Origin of the sequence: Staphylococcus sp. EG-SA-18, assembly GCF_017151825.1 — a bacterium.
GTDB classification, from domain to species: Bacteria; Bacillota; Bacilli; order Staphylococcales; family Staphylococcaceae; genus Staphylococcus; species Staphylococcus aureus.
The window spans coordinates 77,039-92,147 of the sequence record NZ_JACYVY010000087.1; the positions used below are offsets into that span (position 1 = coordinate 77,039).

Consider the following 15,109-nt stretch of genomic DNA (forward strand, 5'->3'; position numbering starts at 1 on the left):
TATAAAAATGAATATATGTGTAATAAACTTGCTAATTATTAGATTTAATAAGCGTCAATTGTTTGAACATATTTAATTAAAATCACATTGATATCACAGATACGAATATTGTCGTATAGAAATTGAAAATTCTATTTTTTAAATGAAAGTCTTCAACATAATTTTAAGTTTCAACATGAGAAAAATCGATTAACAAACAACGTCAGTTGAATATGCCTTTTGAGACATTTCAAACTTTACAATTGTTGCTAATCGATATATTTGCTTTTAGTGATCCCTGCTATAAAATAAATCAACGATTTCTAATAAGTGTTTTGTATTGAATTGTTCATCAATTTGCGTTAGTTCATCCACTGCTGCGTCTCTATGATAAGTCAATTTATCTTCTGCGCCATCTTTCCCTAATAAACTCACGTACGTACTTTTATTATTTTCAAGATCGCTGCCCACTTTTTTACCTAACTTTGCTTCATCACCATAGCAGTCTAATAAATCATCTTTAATCTGGAACATCATACCTAAATGATAACTATAACTTTCTAAATGTTCTTTAGTTGCATCATCGACATTAGCGATATCTGCTGCACTCATAACCGCAAAAGTTAATAATGCTCCTGTTTTTGTTTTGTGTATCATTTCCAAAGTTTCAAGATCAATTGGTTGGCCTTCGCTTTGCATATCTAACATTTGACCGCCGACCATTCCAACATGACCACTTGCTATTGACAGCCGTTGTAGAACTTTTATTTTTACTTCATCAGTTAATCTATCATCACTTGAAATAAGTTCAAATGCTTTAGTTAATAAAGCATCACCTGCTAATATCGCAGTCCACTCACCATATACTTTATGATTTGTTAATTTTCCTCGTCGATAATCATCATTATCCATCGCTGGTAGGTCATCATGAATAAGTGAATATGTATGAATCATTTCTAGTGCAATTGCGCTCTTCATACCTAACTCATACTCGGTATTTAGTGAATCTAAAGTGAGTAATAACAGAACTGGTCGGATGCGTTTACCTCCAGCATTTAATGAATACAACATACTTTCTTCTAGCTGAGTATCCATTACTGATTTATTTATCGCAACCGATAATTCATTATTGACTTCATCTATTAATTTATTCATCGGTAGATTCGTCATTTTTTACATCCTCAGCTTCTTCTTTTATTAAGTCATTCACCTTTTTTTCGGCATTTTTTAAAGTTGTGTCACAAGCTGCTGATAGTTTCATACCACGTTGATATAAATCTAATGATTCCTCTAAAGATACTGTTTCATTATCTAATTTTTGAACAATTTGCTCTAATTCTTGCATCATTTCTTCAAAACTTTGCGTTTCTTTAGTCATTATTACACCTTACTTTCGTAACTTTTGCATCTACTAAGCCATCTTTCATTGTTAACGTCAATTGATCATTTTCTGTTAAATCTTTAGTACTCGTAATGACTTCGTCTTTTTTATTAACAATTGCATATCCACGCAACATTGTATTAGTTGGACTTAAATTGTTTAAGTTTTCTACTTTATTTTTCAAATCATTTTTATAACTTAATATCTTAGAATTCAATAATTTAACAAGTTGGTTTGTCAATTGAAGATTATTTTGTTGTTCTTGATTAACACTACTTAGTAATGCTTTTAAATTATAACGTTGTTGCAACAGCATTAATCGATGTCTCTGTTGTTCAAAAGTTGCCTGAATTTGTTGTTTCAGTCTCTTTTCTAAATCATCTCGACGTTGTATCTGTTGATCATACAATAAAGTTGGTTGTTTAAACTTGTAATACGATGACAAATGTTCAACATGTTTACGTTGTTGTTCTAAATGTTTCTTGATGAAACGAGTCAATGTAAACTGATATTGCTGTATTTGTTGCAGCAATTCATATTGGTCTGGTGTTGCAATAACAGCAGCTTGAGTTGGAGTCGCAGCTCTGATGTCTGCAGCAAAATCACTTAATGTAAAGTCTGTTTCATGACCTACTGCTGATATAATCGGTGTCTTACAATTATATATTGCACGGACGACAGCTTCTTCGTTAAAATTCCATAAATCTTCTATGGATCCACCGCCTCGACCTACAATAATGGTATCTACACCTAAACTATCTGCATATTCAATTTTTTCAATAATGTCGTCCTTTGCTTTTTCACCTTGAACCAAAGTACTAATTTGTATTTGTTCAGCTAATGGAAAACGACTATTTATCGTTGAATGGATATCTCGAATTGCGGCACCTGTACTCGCTGTTAAAACTGCAATTTTTTTAGGAAACTTAGGTATTGATTTCTTATTCGCTTTATCAAAACAACCTTCTTCAGTTAATTTTTTCTTTAATGCTTCTAATTTTTGATATAAGTTCCCTATACCATCTAATTGCATTTTATTTACATAAATTTGATAGTTTCCACGACGTTCAAAAACAGAAACACGTGCTTCTAATAAGACTTCATCTCCTTCTTTAGGTTCGAAGTTTAATTTAGAAGCACTACCTTTGAACATCATGGCACTTATAACGCTTTCTTTATCTTTCACATTAAAGTATAAATGACCACTTGAATGCTTTTTGAAATTTGAAAGCTCACCTTTAATCAATACAGATTGGAGATGTGGATCTTGATCAAATTTATATTTAATATATTTCGTTAAAGCTGAAACACTTAAATAATCTGACATATAACATCACTCAATTTTATTTTTTTATATTACTCAATACACCATTTATAAATTTATAATGATCATCATCACTAAATTGTTTTGTTAATTCAACTGCTTCATTCATTACGACTTTAGCAGGTGTATCACTGTGTAATATTTCATATGTTGCCATTCTTAAAATAATACGATCCGTTTTTAATAAACGTGCAATAGTCCAATCTTTTAAATAAGGACTAATTGTCTCGTCTAATACAGGTTCGTGATCTTTAACGCCAGAAACTAGCCAATGAATAAATTCGAAGTCTAAATCTGGATTATCGTCTTTAATAAAGCTTATCGCTTCATTTATCGTTAAATCACTGTCCTTCATTTCTAATTGAAATAAAGTTTGAAAAGCTTGCACTCGGGATTCTTTACGACTCATTTTTAACTCCTTCAAACGTTTGTATTTTTCTTTATTTAATTACTGAATTAGGTATGACATTACTTTTCAATAACGATTTGTGTAATGTGAATATTAATTTGCTTAGGTTCTATCGCTGTCATATTAGAAATTGAATTAAAAATTGACGTTTGAATTTTGTTTGCAGTTTTTGAAATATTAACACCATGTTTTAATGCACAATATACATCTATATATATGCCATCTTCTTTACTCTCGATTTTTAAATCACGGCTTAAATTTTTACGACTAACTTTTTCTAAATTTGTTTCTTTTAATTCAGCAAAATGGCCAGTGATGCCTTCGACTTCCGAAGTAGCTATACTTGCAATAACAGATAGCACTTCTGGCGCTATTTCTACTTTACCTAATTTTGAATTTGAATAATCAGTTACTTTGACCATGGATTGACCTCCTATTAACCTTCATCATTCATAATGCTATTTTGCTCTAAAAAGTTTGTATTAAATTTACCGCTTCTAAATATATCGTTATTCAATAATTTAATATGGAATGGAATAGTTGTATCAATACCAAGAACCACAAATTCACTTAATGCACGAATGCCAGCCATAATCGCTTCATCTCGTGTCGGTTCATGTATGATTAATTTCGCTACCATCGAATCATAATATGGCGGTATCGTATAATTAGTATAACATGCTGACTCTATTCGAACACCATATCCACCTGGTGCAAGATATTGCTCAATTTTACCTGGTGATGGCATAAAGTTCTTGTAAGGATTTTCAGCATTAATTCTAAATTCAATTGCGTGTCCTGTTAATTTAATATCTTCTTGTTTATACGGTAACACGTCACCCATAGCAACCTGTAATTGTAATTTAACTAAATCAATTCCTGTTACCATTTCAGTTACAGGATGTTCTACTTGAATACGTGTATTCATTTCCATAAAATAAAATTTATTATCATTTAAATCATATATAAACTCAATTGTTCCCGCATTTTCATAATTTACAGCTTTCGCTGCACGCACTGCGGCATTTCCCATTTCACGACGTGTTTCATCATCTAAAATTGGGGAAGGTGCTTCTTCCACTAATTTCTGCATACGTCTTTGAATTGTACAATCACGTTCTCCTAAATGAATTACATTACCATAGCTGTCCCCAACAATTTGGATTTCAATATGGCGGAAGTTTTCGATGAATTTCTCCATATAAAGTCCACCATTACCAAATGCAGTTTGAGCTTCTTGTTCTGTCATTCGGAAGCCAGTTTCAAGTTCTTTTTCATCACGAGCAACACGAATACCTTTTCCGCCACCACCAGCAGTAGCTTTAATGATGACCGGATAGCCAATTTTTTTAGCGATTTTCTTAGCTTCTGAGACGTCTTTCATTAAACCATCACTACCAGGAACAACTGGAACATTGGCTTTGATCATTTCTGCCTTAGCAACATCTTTGATACCCATTTTTTGGATAGATTGATAACTTGGTCCAATGAACTTCAATTGGCATGCTTCGCATAATTCTGCAAAGTCAGCATTTTCAGCTAAAAAGCCATAACCCGGATGAACGCCATCACAACCTGTAGAAGTTGCAATAGATAAGATGTTCGGAATATTTAAATATGAATCTTTAGACAAAGTGGGACCTACGCAATATGCTTCATCAGCAATTTGAGTATGTAGCGCATCTTTATCCCCTTCAGAATAGATTGCAACAGTTTGGATGCCTAAATCACGACAAGCGCGAATAATCCTAACTGCGATTTCACCGCGGTTTGCAATTAAAACCTTTTTCATTATTTCACCTTAAATAACGGTTGGCCATACTCTACCATTTGTCCGTCTTCTACTAAGATTTCAACAATTTCACCTGAAATTTCTGCTTGAATTTCATTAAATAGTTTCATTGCCTCTAAAATACACACTGTTGTTTCATTTGAAACAGTGTCCCCAACTTGCACATATGCTTCTTCGTCTGGAGATGGCGATTTGTAAAATGTACCTACCATAGGTGCATTAATTGTTTTGTGATTATCTGAAGTTGGCTTTGGAGCTTCAGTTTTATTGCTATCAGTTGATTGTACTTGAGGCATAGGCATTGCCGCAGCTTCAACTGGCATTTGTGAGATTTGTGGCGTGATAATCTCAGTTTCTTTTTCTTTCTTAAGCGTCACTTTGCCTTTAGTATCTTCAATATTGATTTCCGTTAAAGTTGATTTATCCAGAATTTCAATTAATTCTTTGATTTCTTTAAAGTTCATTATTACTGACTCCTTCAGTTTGTTTTCATCTACCCGTCTATTTTACTTGAGACAACTCTTCAATTCAAGCATGTTCATATTGCTGGCGACATTATAAGTCTATCCCAAAGATATAATAAAAACACATTTTAAATTAAAAACACTTGTGTATTTATTACTTAACATTGACTCATCTTAACTCTTGATTAAAAATTTTATGCATTCAGTTAAACATATCAATGTTATTTTTATTAGCTATTATGTTTAATCCTCAACAATATGATATGTAGATATATACCTTTACTCATGTCTATGTTTTTTCACTACCAATTAGACGATTCGTTTTATATTTTAAAAATTATTTTAAAAATAAAAAGCCTCATATCAGCATATAACCTATAATCATTTTAGGCAATAGCTTTATGAGACTTATTTAGAATATCTTACGTTAAATCAGTATAGTGAATACAAGCTATTTGTTAACAAATTAGAGATTATCCTCTTGAAATGTAGCTTCCATCACCAGTGTTGATAATTAAAACGTCACCTTCGTTTACAAATAAAGGTACATTTAATGTATAACCAGTTTCAACAGTTGCCGATTTAGTAGCACCAGTTGCAGTATCACCTTTAATACCAGGTTCTGTTTCAGTTACTGTTAATTCAACAGTTTTAGGTAATTCAACACCGATAGTTTCACCTTCGTATGTTTGAATTTGTACTTCCATACCTTCTTTTAAGTAATTCAATTCTTCTTTTAAGTAATCACTTGAAAGTTCTGTTTGTTCAAAGCTTTCATTATCCATAAATACATGATTATCTCCGTCAGCATATAAATATTGCATGCGACGATTTTCAATCATTGCTGGTTCAACTTTTTCACCAGCTCTAAACGTTTTCTCTTGAATTGCACCAGTTCTTAAATTACGTAATTTTGAACGAACGAATGCTGAACCTTTACCAGGCTTTACATGTTGGAAGTCTATAACTTTCCAAATAGCGTTATCAACAGAAATTGTTAAACCTGTTTTAAAATCATTAACCGAAATCATTCAGTTTCCTCCTCATTTTACACGCTTATGTTAAAACTATAAGGTCTTTTGTGCATTTAGTAAAGACTTGACAACCATTTTCTGTAATTAAAATATCATCTTCTATTCTTATACCGCCCAAACCTTCTATATAAACACCAGGTTCTACTGTAACACAGTTGTTAACTTGAAGTTTATCTTGTATCGTACGAGCCAGCATTGGCCCTTCATGGATTTCTAAACCAATACCATGTCCTAGTGAATGTCCAAATTCTTTTCCATACCCTTTTGACTCTAAATAGTTTCTTGAAATGGCATCAGCTTCTGCACCAGTCATGCCAGGTCTAATCTCATTAATTGCTTTCATTTGAGATTCAAGTACTATTTGATATATTTCTTTCAGTTTAGGATCTGGTTCTCCAATAGCAAATGTTCTAGTAATATCTGAACAATAGCCGTTATAATACGCGCCAAAATCTAATGTAATCATGTCGCCTTTTTCAATAATTTTGTCACTTGCAACACCATGTGGTAATGCACCTCTATGACCAGATGCTACAATCGTATCGAATGATGGTCCATCTGCTCCTAATTCTAGCATTTTACTTTCTAATATTGCCTTTAATTCTTTTTCAGTCATACCTGCTTTTACAACAGTTAAAATATATTCATATGTTTCATCAACAATATTAGCTGCTTTTTGAATTAAAGCAATTTCCTCAGCATCTTTGACGTCTCTAATTTTATCTACAGTATTAGAAATGCTTATTAATGATATACGGCTTTTATTTAATTCAAGGTATGTATCATAACTTACATGGTGCCCCTCAAAACCTACATTTTCAAAATTTTCTTGGTGTAGCAATTCTTTAATCTCACCAATAATAGTAGATTTACGATTAATAATTTCATAATTTGGCGCTTGCTTAGTTGCTTGATCAATATATCTAAAGTCTGTTATCAAATATTGTTTATCTTTAGATATGATAAGTGCTCCACTGGTACCAGTAAAACCTGATAAATATCTTCTATTGTAATCCGAAAGAATGATAATCGCATCTAAATGTTTTTGTTCTAAAATACGATGCACTTGTGTTATTCTGCTCATCTTATTACCTCCTAGTGAAACGTTTGTGCATTTCAACTTTATACATTAAAATAATATCATAATGAGGATAAAAAATAATAGATATTGATTTTAGGGAGATAGTAATGAAAAAATTGGTTTCAATTGTTGGCGCAACATTATTGTTAGCTGGATGTGGATCACAAAATTTAGCACCATTAGAAGAAAAAACAACAGATTTAAGAGAAGATAATCATCAACTCAAACTAGATATTCAAGAACTTAATCAACAAATTAGTGATTCTAAATCTAAAATTAAAGGGCTTGAAAAGGATAAAGAAAACAGTAAAAAAACTGCATCTAATAATACGAAAATTAAATTGATGAATGTTACATCAACATACTACGACAAAGTTGCTAAAGCTTTGAAATCCTATAACGATATTGAGAAAGATGTAAGTAAAAACAAAGGCGATAAGAATGTTCAATCGAAATTAAATCAAATTTCTAATGATATTCAAAGTGCTCACACTTCATACAAAGATGCTATCGATGGTTTATCACTTAGTGATGATGATAAAAAAACGTCTAAAAATATCGATAAATTAAACTCTGATTTGAATCATGCATTTGATGATATTAAAAATGGCTATCAAAATAAAGATAAAAAACAACTTACAAAAGGACAACAAGCGTTGTCAAAATTAAACTTAAATGCAAAATCATGATAGGAGTCTTTTAATGCGTAATATAATATTTTATCTTGTACTTATTATTGCTGCGATTGGATTAGTAATGAATCTAGATGCCTTTATTTTTTCAATCGTCAGAATGTTAGTCAGCTTTGCTGTAATAGCTGGTATTATTTATCTGATTTATTATTTCTTCATCTTAACTGAAGACCAACGCAAATATCGCAAAGCGATGCGTAAGTATAAAAGAAATCAAAGAAGAAAATAGATAAAAAAATGGAAGCACTTGTAGGTAAAATAGTCTACGTGCTTCCATTTTTTATTCTAAAAACTACTTTCTAAACATCCATTCATCTGAACGATATTTTTCAGTTAATTCTTCCACTTCTGCCAATTGAGCTTCTGTTAATTCAAGTGGCTTTAATTCTATATTTAAACCTTTCTTAAAACCTTTCTCGAAAGCTTCTTCCATTTGACTAATAGTAATGTGTTTATCTGAAATATCATTGATGGCAACTGCTTTTTCAACGAATGCCTCTTTCATTTTTAATTTTAATCTTTCATTTTTATAAATAAACATATCAAACAGTTCATCAATATCAATATCTTGTAAAATCGAACCGTGTTGGAGGATTACGCCCTTTTGTCTCGTTTGAGCACTCCCAGCAATCTTACGGCCTTCAACAACTAGCTCATACCAACTTGGTGCATCAAAACACACTGAACTTCGAGGTTGTTTTAATTTTTGACGCTCTTCAGGCGTTTTAGGTACCGCAAAATAAGTATTAAATCCTAAGTTTTTAAATCCTTCTAATAATCCTTGTGAAATCACTCTGTACGCTTCTGTAACTGTAGAAGGCATATTCGGATGCGATTCAGGCACAATCACACTGTAAGTTAACTCTTTATCATGTAGCACCCCACGGCCACCAGTTTGACGCCTTACGAGACCAAAACCTTTCTCTTTAACCTTATCAATATCAATTTCTTTTTGTAGCCTTTGGAAATACCCTATTGATAATGTTGCAGGATTCCATGTGTAAAAACGTATAACTGGATCAATTTCACCTCTAGAGACAAAATTTAATAACGCTTCATCCATTGCCATATTATAATATGGGTCTTTACTTCCTGTATTAATAAAATTCCAAGTTTCAGTCATATTCAAGAACTCCTATCAGCAAAATGTATAATATTTGATTCGCTAATTAATCAATTTAACTAAATGAATAATAATTGTAATTCTTTAGTGAAATATTTTGATAATTTGACCTAACAGTCTTATAATTATATTATCGTTTAATTAGGGAGGATGCAAGATGAGTGCTAGTTTGTACATCGCAATAATTTTAGTTATAGCAATTATTGCTTATATGATTGTTCAACAAATTCTTAACAAGCGAGCTGTTAAAGAATTAGATCAAAATGAATTCCATAATGGGATTAGAAAAGCTCAAGTCATCGATGTTAGAGAGAAAGTTGACTATGACTACGGTCACATTAATGGGTCTCGCAATATTCCTATGACAATGTTCAGGCAACGATTCCAAGGATTAAGAAAAGACCAACCGGTATACTTATGTGATGCCAATGGGATTGCTAGCTATAGAGCCGCTCGTATTTTGAAAAAGAATGGATATACAGATATCTATATGTTAAAAGGCGGCTATAAAAAATGGACTGGAAAAATAAAGTCTAAAAAATAGTTTTTGTAAATTTAATATACGATTTAATAAAATCTGAGTGTTAATTGATCATCAATAACAATACTCAGATTTTAATTTTTTAACAAAGTCTGTTACTATATTTCTCTAGCTTCACTGATCATTAAACTTAGTTTCAGCATAATAAAGAAAGTTCAGCTCATTTTCAATACGATTCAATTACCGCAATCTAAAAAATGAAAAGACAATTTCTATGAAAGAATAATACCAAACCCTAAGAGTTATTACTTCGGTTTAGTTTTCTTGTTTAAATAGAAATTGTCTTTTTCAATTGATTTTGAAACCATTATCCTTAAATCTTCATACAAAGTTAGAATAATAATTCTCGGAATATGTGTTTAATACTTTATTTTTCCTGTTTAAGATTTTCAAACTTTAATATTGGTTTACGAGCAGCTGTAGCTTCGTCTAATCGATCAATCACAGTTGTATGTGGTGCTTCTAGCACTTTATCAGGATCATTTTTAGCTTCTTCAGCAATACTAATTAATGTATCGATAAAATAATCAAGTGTTTCTTTAGACTCTGTCTCAGTCGGTTCAATCATCATACCTTCTTCAACATTTAATGGGAAGTATATTGTTGGTGGATGTACACCGAAATCTAATAATCGCTTAGCCATGTCTAAAGTACGTACACCAAATTCTTTTTGACGCACACCACTTAACACAAACTCGTGTTTACAATATTGTTTATAAGGTATTTCAAAGTGTTTAGATAAACGTGCTTTAATATAATTCGCATTAAGAACCGCTGCTTCAGAAACCTCTTTAAGTCCAGTTGCTCCCATAGTTCGAATATACGTATAAGCTCTTAAGTAAATACCAAAGTTACCATAAAATGGTTTTACACGTCCGATAGAATTTTTAATGTCATTATCATATTTAAATTTGTCGCCATCTTTAATAACCATTGGCTTTGGTAAGTAACTTGCTAGTTCTTTTACTACACCGACTGGACCTGAACCAGGACCGCCACCACCATGTGGACCAGTAAATGTTTTATGCAAGTTTAAATGAACAGCATCAAATCCCATATCTCCTGGGCGAACTTTGTCCATAATAGCGTTTAAATTCGCACCATCATAATATAATAGACCCCCAGCATTATGGACGATTTCACGGATTTCCATAATATTTTTTTCGAAAATACCTAAAGTGTTTGGATTAGTTAACATAATAGCTGCTGTATTTTCATTTACAACACGTTTCAAGTCATCAATATCAACTTCGCCACGTTCGTTTGATTTTACAGTAACTGATTTAAATCCTGCAAATGAAGCTGAGGCTGGATTCGTACCATGCGCAGAATCTGGCACAATGACTTCATCACGATGACCTTCACCATTATTCTCATGATAAGCTTTAAATATCATCAATGCAGTCCATTCACCATGTGCGCCAGCAGCTGGTTGTAATGTCACCTCATCCATACCAGTAATTTCTTTTAATTCTTCTTGCAAACTATAAATAATTTCTAATGAACCTTGAACTTGGTCTTCATCTTGTAATGGATGTGATTCACTAAATCCTGGTATTCTAGCAACCTTTTCATTAATTTTAGGGTTATACTTCATCGTACATGAACCTAATGGATAAAATCCGTTGTCTACACCGAAATTTTTATTTGAAAGTTCAGTATAATGACGTACTAAGTCTAGTTCAGCAACTTCAGGAAACTCCGCTTTGTTTTTACGAATAAATTTATCATCTAACAATGACTCAACAGAATTTGTTTTAATATCACTTTTTGGTAATGAATATGCATATCTGCCTTCACGAGATCTTTCAAAAATTAATGGACTTGATTTACTAGTCATTTAACTCACCAGCCTTTTCTACAAATGTATCGATTTCATCTTTTGTTCTTAATTCAGTTACAGCTATTAACATGTGATTTTTAAAGTCGTCTGAAACAACACCTAAATCAAAACCACCGATAATATTGTACTTCACTAATTCCTCGTTAACTTGTTGAATTGGTTTGTCAAATTTGACTACAAACTCATTGAAAGATGTACCATCTAATACTTCAAAACCTTTTTTAATAAATTGCTGTTTAGCATAGTTAGCATGTTCTATATTTTGAACTGCAATATCATAGATACCTTGTTTACCAAGTGCTGACATTGCAATTGATGACGCTAGAGCATTTAATGCTTGGTTAGAACAAATATTAGATGTCGCTTTATCACGTCGAATATGTTGTTCACGTGCTTGTAATGTTAATACAAAGCCACGATTACCTTCATCATCTTGTGTTTGACCGACTAATCTACCTGGCACTTTACGCATTAACTTTTTCGTCGTTGCAAAATATCCACAATGTGGCCCACCGAATTGAGCAGGAATTCCGAATGGCTGAGTATCACCTACAACAATATCTGCACCAAATGAACCTGGAGGTGTAAGTAATCCCAATGCTAATGGATTTGCATATACGATAAATAATGCTTTTTTATCTTCAATAAAGCTATGAATCTTTTCAAGATCTTCAATTGAACCGTAGAAGTTTGGATATTGTACTGCAACAGCTGCTGTTTCATCATCCACTGCTGCTTCTAATTTTTTCAAATCTGTAACAGTGCCATCTAAATCGATTTCCACTACTTCGAATTCCTTACGCGTCTTAGCATAAGTATGAAGTACTTGTAATGCTTGATAATGTAAACCTTTTGAGACTACAATTTTATTTTTCTTTGTTTGACTAAATGCTAAGATACATGCTTCAGCAAAGCTAGTCATCCCATCATACATAGAAGAATTTGCTACATCCATATCTGTTAATTCACAAATTAAAGTTTGGAACTCAAAAATGGCTTGTAATTCACCTTGAGAAATTTCCGGTTGATATGGCGTATATGCTGTGTAAAATTCTGATCTTGAAATCATAGCATCCACAACTGATGGCGCGTAATGATCATAAACACCAGCACCCAAAAATGATGTATGCGTTTCTTTAGTGATATTCTTGCTTGCAATGCGATTTAATCTTCTAAGTAACGTTGTTTCCGCTTCGCCTTCAGCAATATTTAAATCTCTATTTAATAAAATGTCACTTGGTACATCACCGAATAATTCTCCTATAGATTTTGCACCAATTGTTTGTAACATTTCTTGCTTGTCTTTTTCAGTTAAAGGTATATAACGATGACTCACAATGCACACCCCTTTTTAATTATTTATCAATTTGATTTTTCTTAACAATTTTCGCTTTTAATTGACGCTTACGAACTTGAACAAGCAACTCTCTACCCATTTCAAACTCATCTCTTTTTATCATTGCAAGTGCAATTGATTTTCCTGATGATGGAGACTGTGTTCCTGAAGTTACTTCTCCAATAATATTTCCATCTAAATCCATAACTTCATAACCAGTTCTTGCAATTCCTTTTTCAAGTAATTCTAATCCCACTATTCTTCTTGGTGCACCATTTTCTTTTTGATCTTTTAATACAGATTTACCAATAAAATCAGCATCAATTAATGGTTTACTTGCAAAAGCGATACCACCTTCATATGGTGTAATTGATTCAGTTAAATCTTGTCCATGTAATGGCAATCCAGCCTCTAATCTTAATGTATCACGAGCGCCTAACCCACATGGCATAACATTATACTCTAATAAACCATCCCAAATTTTTTCAGTATCATCGATATTACAATAAATTTCAAACCCATCTTCACCTGTGTAACCTGACTGAGATAAAATGACGTTTGCTCCAAATAATTTGACACCCTGTTTAAATTCAAACATTTTCATTTCAGTTACATCTTCATCAACTAATTGATTAATTAAATCTCTAGCTTTTGGTCCTTGTATTGCTAATTGACCATATTGGTTTGATACATTTTGTACTTCAACATCAAATTTCTCTTTGTGTTTTAAAATCCAATTAAAATCTTTTTCAGTATTAGCAGCATTAACAACTAATAAATAATTGTCGTCAGCTAATTTATATATTACTAAATCATCAATAATACCGCCTTCTTCATTACATAAAGCAGTATATAATGCTTTTGAAGTAGTTAAATTATCAGTATCATTTGATAATAAATATTGCACAAACTGACTAGCATCTTTACCTGTTACTTCAATTTCACCCATATGACTAACATCAAACAGGCCAATTTCGTATCGAACAGCATTATGCTCCTCTTTAATACTTGAAAATTGAACAGGCATCGCCCATCCTCCGAATTCCACAATTTTTGCACCTCTATCAACATAATTTTGATATAAAGGTGTTTGTTTTAAATCACTTGACATTGAAATACCCCCTTAAAATTATAAAAACAGGATAGCAATCGCTACCCTGTTTATAAATCACCAATTCAGGAACGCGTTACAGTATTATCCTTTTGCCTGAGAGTTTCGTAATAAATTACTTGCACCTTCGGCGATAGAGTCTTAACGCTCTATTCTCTCTAATACTGATCACTCGCTTTTATTAAATTTAGCAATTCATAATATATTTCTGAAATTGATAGCAAATGACTATCAAATTTCTTGAATGCGATTTCATTATATCTTAAATTCCGCGAGCAATACAAGTCATTTAACTGCTTGATTGTCTTATTATTTGCATTAGGTCGATGTGGGTCATCATTGATTCGACTATATATAATATCAATATTACAATCTAACCAAATAATGTTTTTTTGATTTTTCAAAAAATTAAATGCCTCTTCACTCTCAATAATACCACCACCAGTAGCAATTATATCTGCAGTGTTAATACATTCTTGCAAACATGTGAACTCTAAATTCCTGAAATATTGTTCACCATGTTTACTAAATATTTCTGGTATTGTTAACTTATACTTCTCTTCGATATATGAATCTATATCAATAAATGATAAATTTTGCTCATCTGCAACGTATTTACCAATCGTAGATTTACCGGTACCCATGAAACCAATTAAAATTATTGGTGATTTATCATGATTCATGCGTTTTCCCTTCTTTCAATAACAAAACAATCTTATAGTTATAGTCAGTTTCAATATTATATAATGTCTTTAATTTTAAACTATATTGACTGATATAAAAAGTGAAAATGGAAAAATAAATTGCTGTTAGCATCAATAAGAACGGCGTAACATATCCTTTTTCTTTATATAAATCAAAATTAATAAATTATTTCACATCCTTTTTAATGGTACTCATTTAAATACTAGTAAGTTATACATAAATAGTTTTAGTCTGCACATTTGTACCGACTTTAACTGTTATCGTTATTTTAATAATGGATTTATAGTAGATATT

General features: G+C 31.9%; 18 protein-coding genes and 1 riboswitch. Of the genes, 3 read left to right on the top strand and 15 right to left on the bottom strand.

Going from position 1 to position 15,109, the window contains the following annotated elements; translation table 11 throughout:
• Positions 1–267 precede the first annotated feature (267 nt).
• From IDG66_RS14005 to IDG66_RS14045, 9 genes are all read right to left on the bottom strand, one after another.
• Positions 268–1,149, bottom strand: coding sequence for a polyprenyl synthetase family protein (locus IDG66_RS14005; protein ID WP_000183375.1), 882 nt, complete (start codon positions 1,147–1,149; stop codon positions 268–270).
• Positions 1,127–1,357 carry an exodeoxyribonuclease VII small subunit gene (locus IDG66_RS14010; protein ID WP_000159865.1) on the bottom strand — a complete coding sequence of 77 codons (231 nt, stop codon included), beginning with the start codon at positions 1,355–1,357 and terminating at the stop codon, positions 1,127–1,129. The genes IDG66_RS14005 and IDG66_RS14010 overlap by 23 nt, the downstream gene beginning before the upstream one ends.
• Complete coding sequence (gene xseA / locus IDG66_RS14015; RefSeq protein ID WP_001286928.1) at positions 1,350–2,687, bottom strand: exodeoxyribonuclease VII large subunit; 1,338 nt, start codon at positions 2,685–2,687, stop codon at positions 1,350–1,352. Before xseA ends, IDG66_RS14010 begins: the two co-directional genes overlap by 8 nt.
• A gap of 16 nt (positions 2,688–2,703) precedes the next feature.
• On the bottom strand, positions 2,704–3,093 hold the full coding sequence (nusB, locus tag IDG66_RS14020; protein ID WP_000087385.1) for a transcription antitermination factor NusB: 390 nt from the start codon (positions 3,091–3,093) through the stop codon (positions 2,704–2,706).
• Positions 3,094–3,152: 59 nt separating this feature from the next.
• The gene (locus tag IDG66_RS14025) at positions 3,153–3,515 is read right to left on the bottom strand and encodes an Asp23/Gls24 family envelope stress response protein (protein WP_000241588.1); all 363 of its coding nucleotides are present in this window, start codon (positions 3,513–3,515) and stop codon (positions 3,153–3,155) included.
• 14 nt (positions 3,516–3,529) lie between these two features.
• On the bottom strand, positions 3,530–4,885 hold the full coding sequence (gene accC, locus IDG66_RS14030; protein ID WP_000756612.1) for an acetyl-CoA carboxylase biotin carboxylase subunit: 1,356 nt from the start codon (positions 4,883–4,885) through the stop codon (positions 3,530–3,532).
• A complete protein-coding gene (accB, locus tag IDG66_RS14035; protein ID WP_001009520.1) occupies positions 4,885–5,349 on the bottom strand; it encodes an acetyl-CoA carboxylase biotin carboxyl carrier protein in 465 nt (154 codons plus the stop codon). The genes accC and accB overlap by 1 nt, the downstream gene beginning before the upstream one ends.
• Before the next feature lie 473 nt (positions 5,350–5,822).
• Complete coding sequence (gene efp, locus IDG66_RS14040; RefSeq protein ID WP_000626504.1) at positions 5,823–6,380, bottom strand: elongation factor P; 558 nt, start codon at positions 6,378–6,380, stop codon at positions 5,823–5,825.
• A gap of 25 nt (positions 6,381–6,405) precedes the next feature.
• Positions 6,406–7,467: a M24 family metallopeptidase gene (locus IDG66_RS14045; protein ID WP_000087110.1), complete on the bottom strand. Its 1,062-nt coding sequence runs from the start codon at positions 7,465–7,467 to the stop codon at positions 6,406–6,408.
• A gap of 104 nt (positions 7,468–7,571) precedes the next feature.
• Between IDG66_RS14045 and IDG66_RS14050 the strand changes: the two genes are divergently transcribed.
• On the top strand, positions 7,572–8,153 hold the full coding sequence (locus IDG66_RS14050) for a hypothetical protein (RefSeq protein ID WP_000737686.1): 582 nt from the start codon (positions 7,572–7,574) through the stop codon (positions 8,151–8,153).
• 13 nt (positions 8,154–8,166) lie between these two features.
• Positions 8,167–8,385: an SA1362 family protein gene (locus tag IDG66_RS14055; RefSeq protein WP_001244301.1), complete on the top strand. Its 219-nt coding sequence runs from the start codon at positions 8,167–8,169 to the stop codon at positions 8,383–8,385.
• Positions 8,386–8,448: 63 nt separating this feature from the next.
• Here the strand turns inward: IDG66_RS14055 and IDG66_RS14060 are convergent, their stop codons facing one another.
• Complete coding sequence (locus IDG66_RS14060; protein ID WP_000141113.1) at positions 8,449–9,279, bottom strand: lipoate--protein ligase family protein; 831 nt, start codon at positions 9,277–9,279, stop codon at positions 8,449–8,451.
• A 157-nt stretch (positions 9,280–9,436) separates the two neighbouring features.
• On the opposite strand from IDG66_RS14060, the gene IDG66_RS14065 reads away from it, so the two are divergent.
• Positions 9,437–9,823 (top strand): rhodanese-like domain-containing protein, encoded by a 387-nt coding sequence (locus IDG66_RS14065; protein ID WP_001276571.1) that lies wholly within the window; start codon positions 9,437–9,439, stop codon positions 9,821–9,823.
• A gap of 364 nt (positions 9,824–10,187) precedes the next feature.
• Here IDG66_RS14065 and gcvPB read toward each other — a convergent pair whose 3' ends face one another.
• From gcvPB to IDG66_RS14090, 5 genes are all read right to left on the bottom strand, one after another.
• On the bottom strand, positions 10,188–11,660 hold the full coding sequence (gene gcvPB, locus IDG66_RS14070; protein WP_000202189.1) for an aminomethyl-transferring glycine dehydrogenase subunit GcvPB: 1,473 nt from the start codon (positions 11,658–11,660) through the stop codon (positions 10,188–10,190).
• The gene (gene gcvPA, locus IDG66_RS14075; RefSeq protein ID WP_000019687.1) at positions 11,653–12,999 is read right to left on the bottom strand and encodes an aminomethyl-transferring glycine dehydrogenase subunit GcvPA; all 1,347 of its coding nucleotides are present in this window, start codon (positions 12,997–12,999) and stop codon (positions 11,653–11,655) included. The genes gcvPB and gcvPA overlap by 8 nt, the downstream gene beginning before the upstream one ends.
• Before the next feature lie 19 nt (positions 13,000–13,018).
• Positions 13,019–14,110, bottom strand: coding sequence for a glycine cleavage system aminomethyltransferase GcvT (gene gcvT, locus IDG66_RS14080; protein WP_072384885.1), 1,092 nt, complete (start codon positions 14,108–14,110; stop codon positions 13,019–13,021).
• 74 nt (positions 14,111–14,184) lie between these two features.
• Positions 14,185–14,282, bottom strand: a riboswitch (glycine riboswitch).
• Complete coding sequence (locus IDG66_RS14085; RefSeq protein WP_001015121.1) at positions 14,269–14,793, bottom strand: shikimate kinase; 525 nt, start codon at positions 14,791–14,793, stop codon at positions 14,269–14,271. It overlaps the preceding riboswitch by 14 nt.
• Entirely contained in the window at positions 14,783–14,929 is a 147-nt protein-coding gene (locus IDG66_RS14090; RefSeq protein WP_001789879.1) for a hypothetical protein, read from the bottom strand. The genes IDG66_RS14085 and IDG66_RS14090 overlap by 11 nt, the downstream gene beginning before the upstream one ends.
• Between the last annotated feature and the right edge of the window lie 180 nt (positions 14,930–15,109).

Coding starts and splice junctions, on each gene's coding strand:
- IDG66_RS14005 (WP_000183375.1), bottom strand. CDS start 1,149: ATGACGAATCTACCGATGAATAAATTAATAGATGAAGTCAATAATGAA.
- IDG66_RS14010 (WP_000159865.1), bottom strand. CDS start 1,357: ATGACTAAAGAAACGCAAAGTTTTGAAGAAATGATGCAAGAATTAGAG.
- xseA (WP_001286928.1), bottom strand. CDS start 2,687: ATGTCAGATTATTTAAGTGTTTCAGCTTTAACGAAATATATTAAATAT.
- nusB (WP_000087385.1), bottom strand. CDS start 3,093: ATGAGTCGTAAAGAATCCCGAGTGCAAGCTTTTCAAACTTTATTTCAA.
- IDG66_RS14025 (WP_000241588.1), bottom strand. CDS start 3,515: ATGGTCAAAGTAACTGATTATTCAAATTCAAAATTAGGTAAAGTAGAA.
- accC (WP_000756612.1), bottom strand. CDS start 4,885: ATGAAAAAGGTTTTAATTGCAAACCGCGGTGAAATCGCAGTTAGGATT.
- accB (WP_001009520.1), bottom strand. CDS start 5,349: ATGAACTTTAAAGAAATCAAAGAATTAATTGAAATTCTGGATAAATCA.
- efp (WP_000626504.1), bottom strand. CDS start 6,380: ATGATTTCGGTTAATGATTTTAAAACAGGTTTAACAATTTCTGTTGAT.
- IDG66_RS14045 (WP_000087110.1), bottom strand. CDS start 7,467: ATGAGCAGAATAACACAAGTGCATCGTATTTTAGAACAAAAACATTTA.
- IDG66_RS14050 (WP_000737686.1), top strand. CDS start 7,572: ATGAAAAAATTGGTTTCAATTGTTGGCGCAACATTATTGTTAGCTGGA.
- IDG66_RS14055 (WP_001244301.1), top strand. CDS start 8,167: ATGCGTAATATAATATTTTATCTTGTACTTATTATTGCTGCGATTGGA.
- IDG66_RS14060 (WP_000141113.1), bottom strand. CDS start 9,279: ATGACTGAAACTTGGAATTTTATTAATACAGGAAGTAAAGACCCATAT.
- IDG66_RS14065 (WP_001276571.1), top strand. CDS start 9,437: ATGAGTGCTAGTTTGTACATCGCAATAATTTTAGTTATAGCAATTATT.
- gcvPB (WP_000202189.1), bottom strand. CDS start 11,660: ATGACTAGTAAATCAAGTCCATTAATTTTTGAAAGATCTCGTGAAGGC.
- gcvT (WP_072384885.1), bottom strand. CDS start 14,110: ATGTCAAGTGATTTAAAACAAACACCTTTATATCAAAATTATGTTGAT.
- IDG66_RS14085 (WP_001015121.1), bottom strand. CDS start 14,793: ATGAATCATGATAAATCACCAATAATTTTAATTGGTTTCATGGGTACC.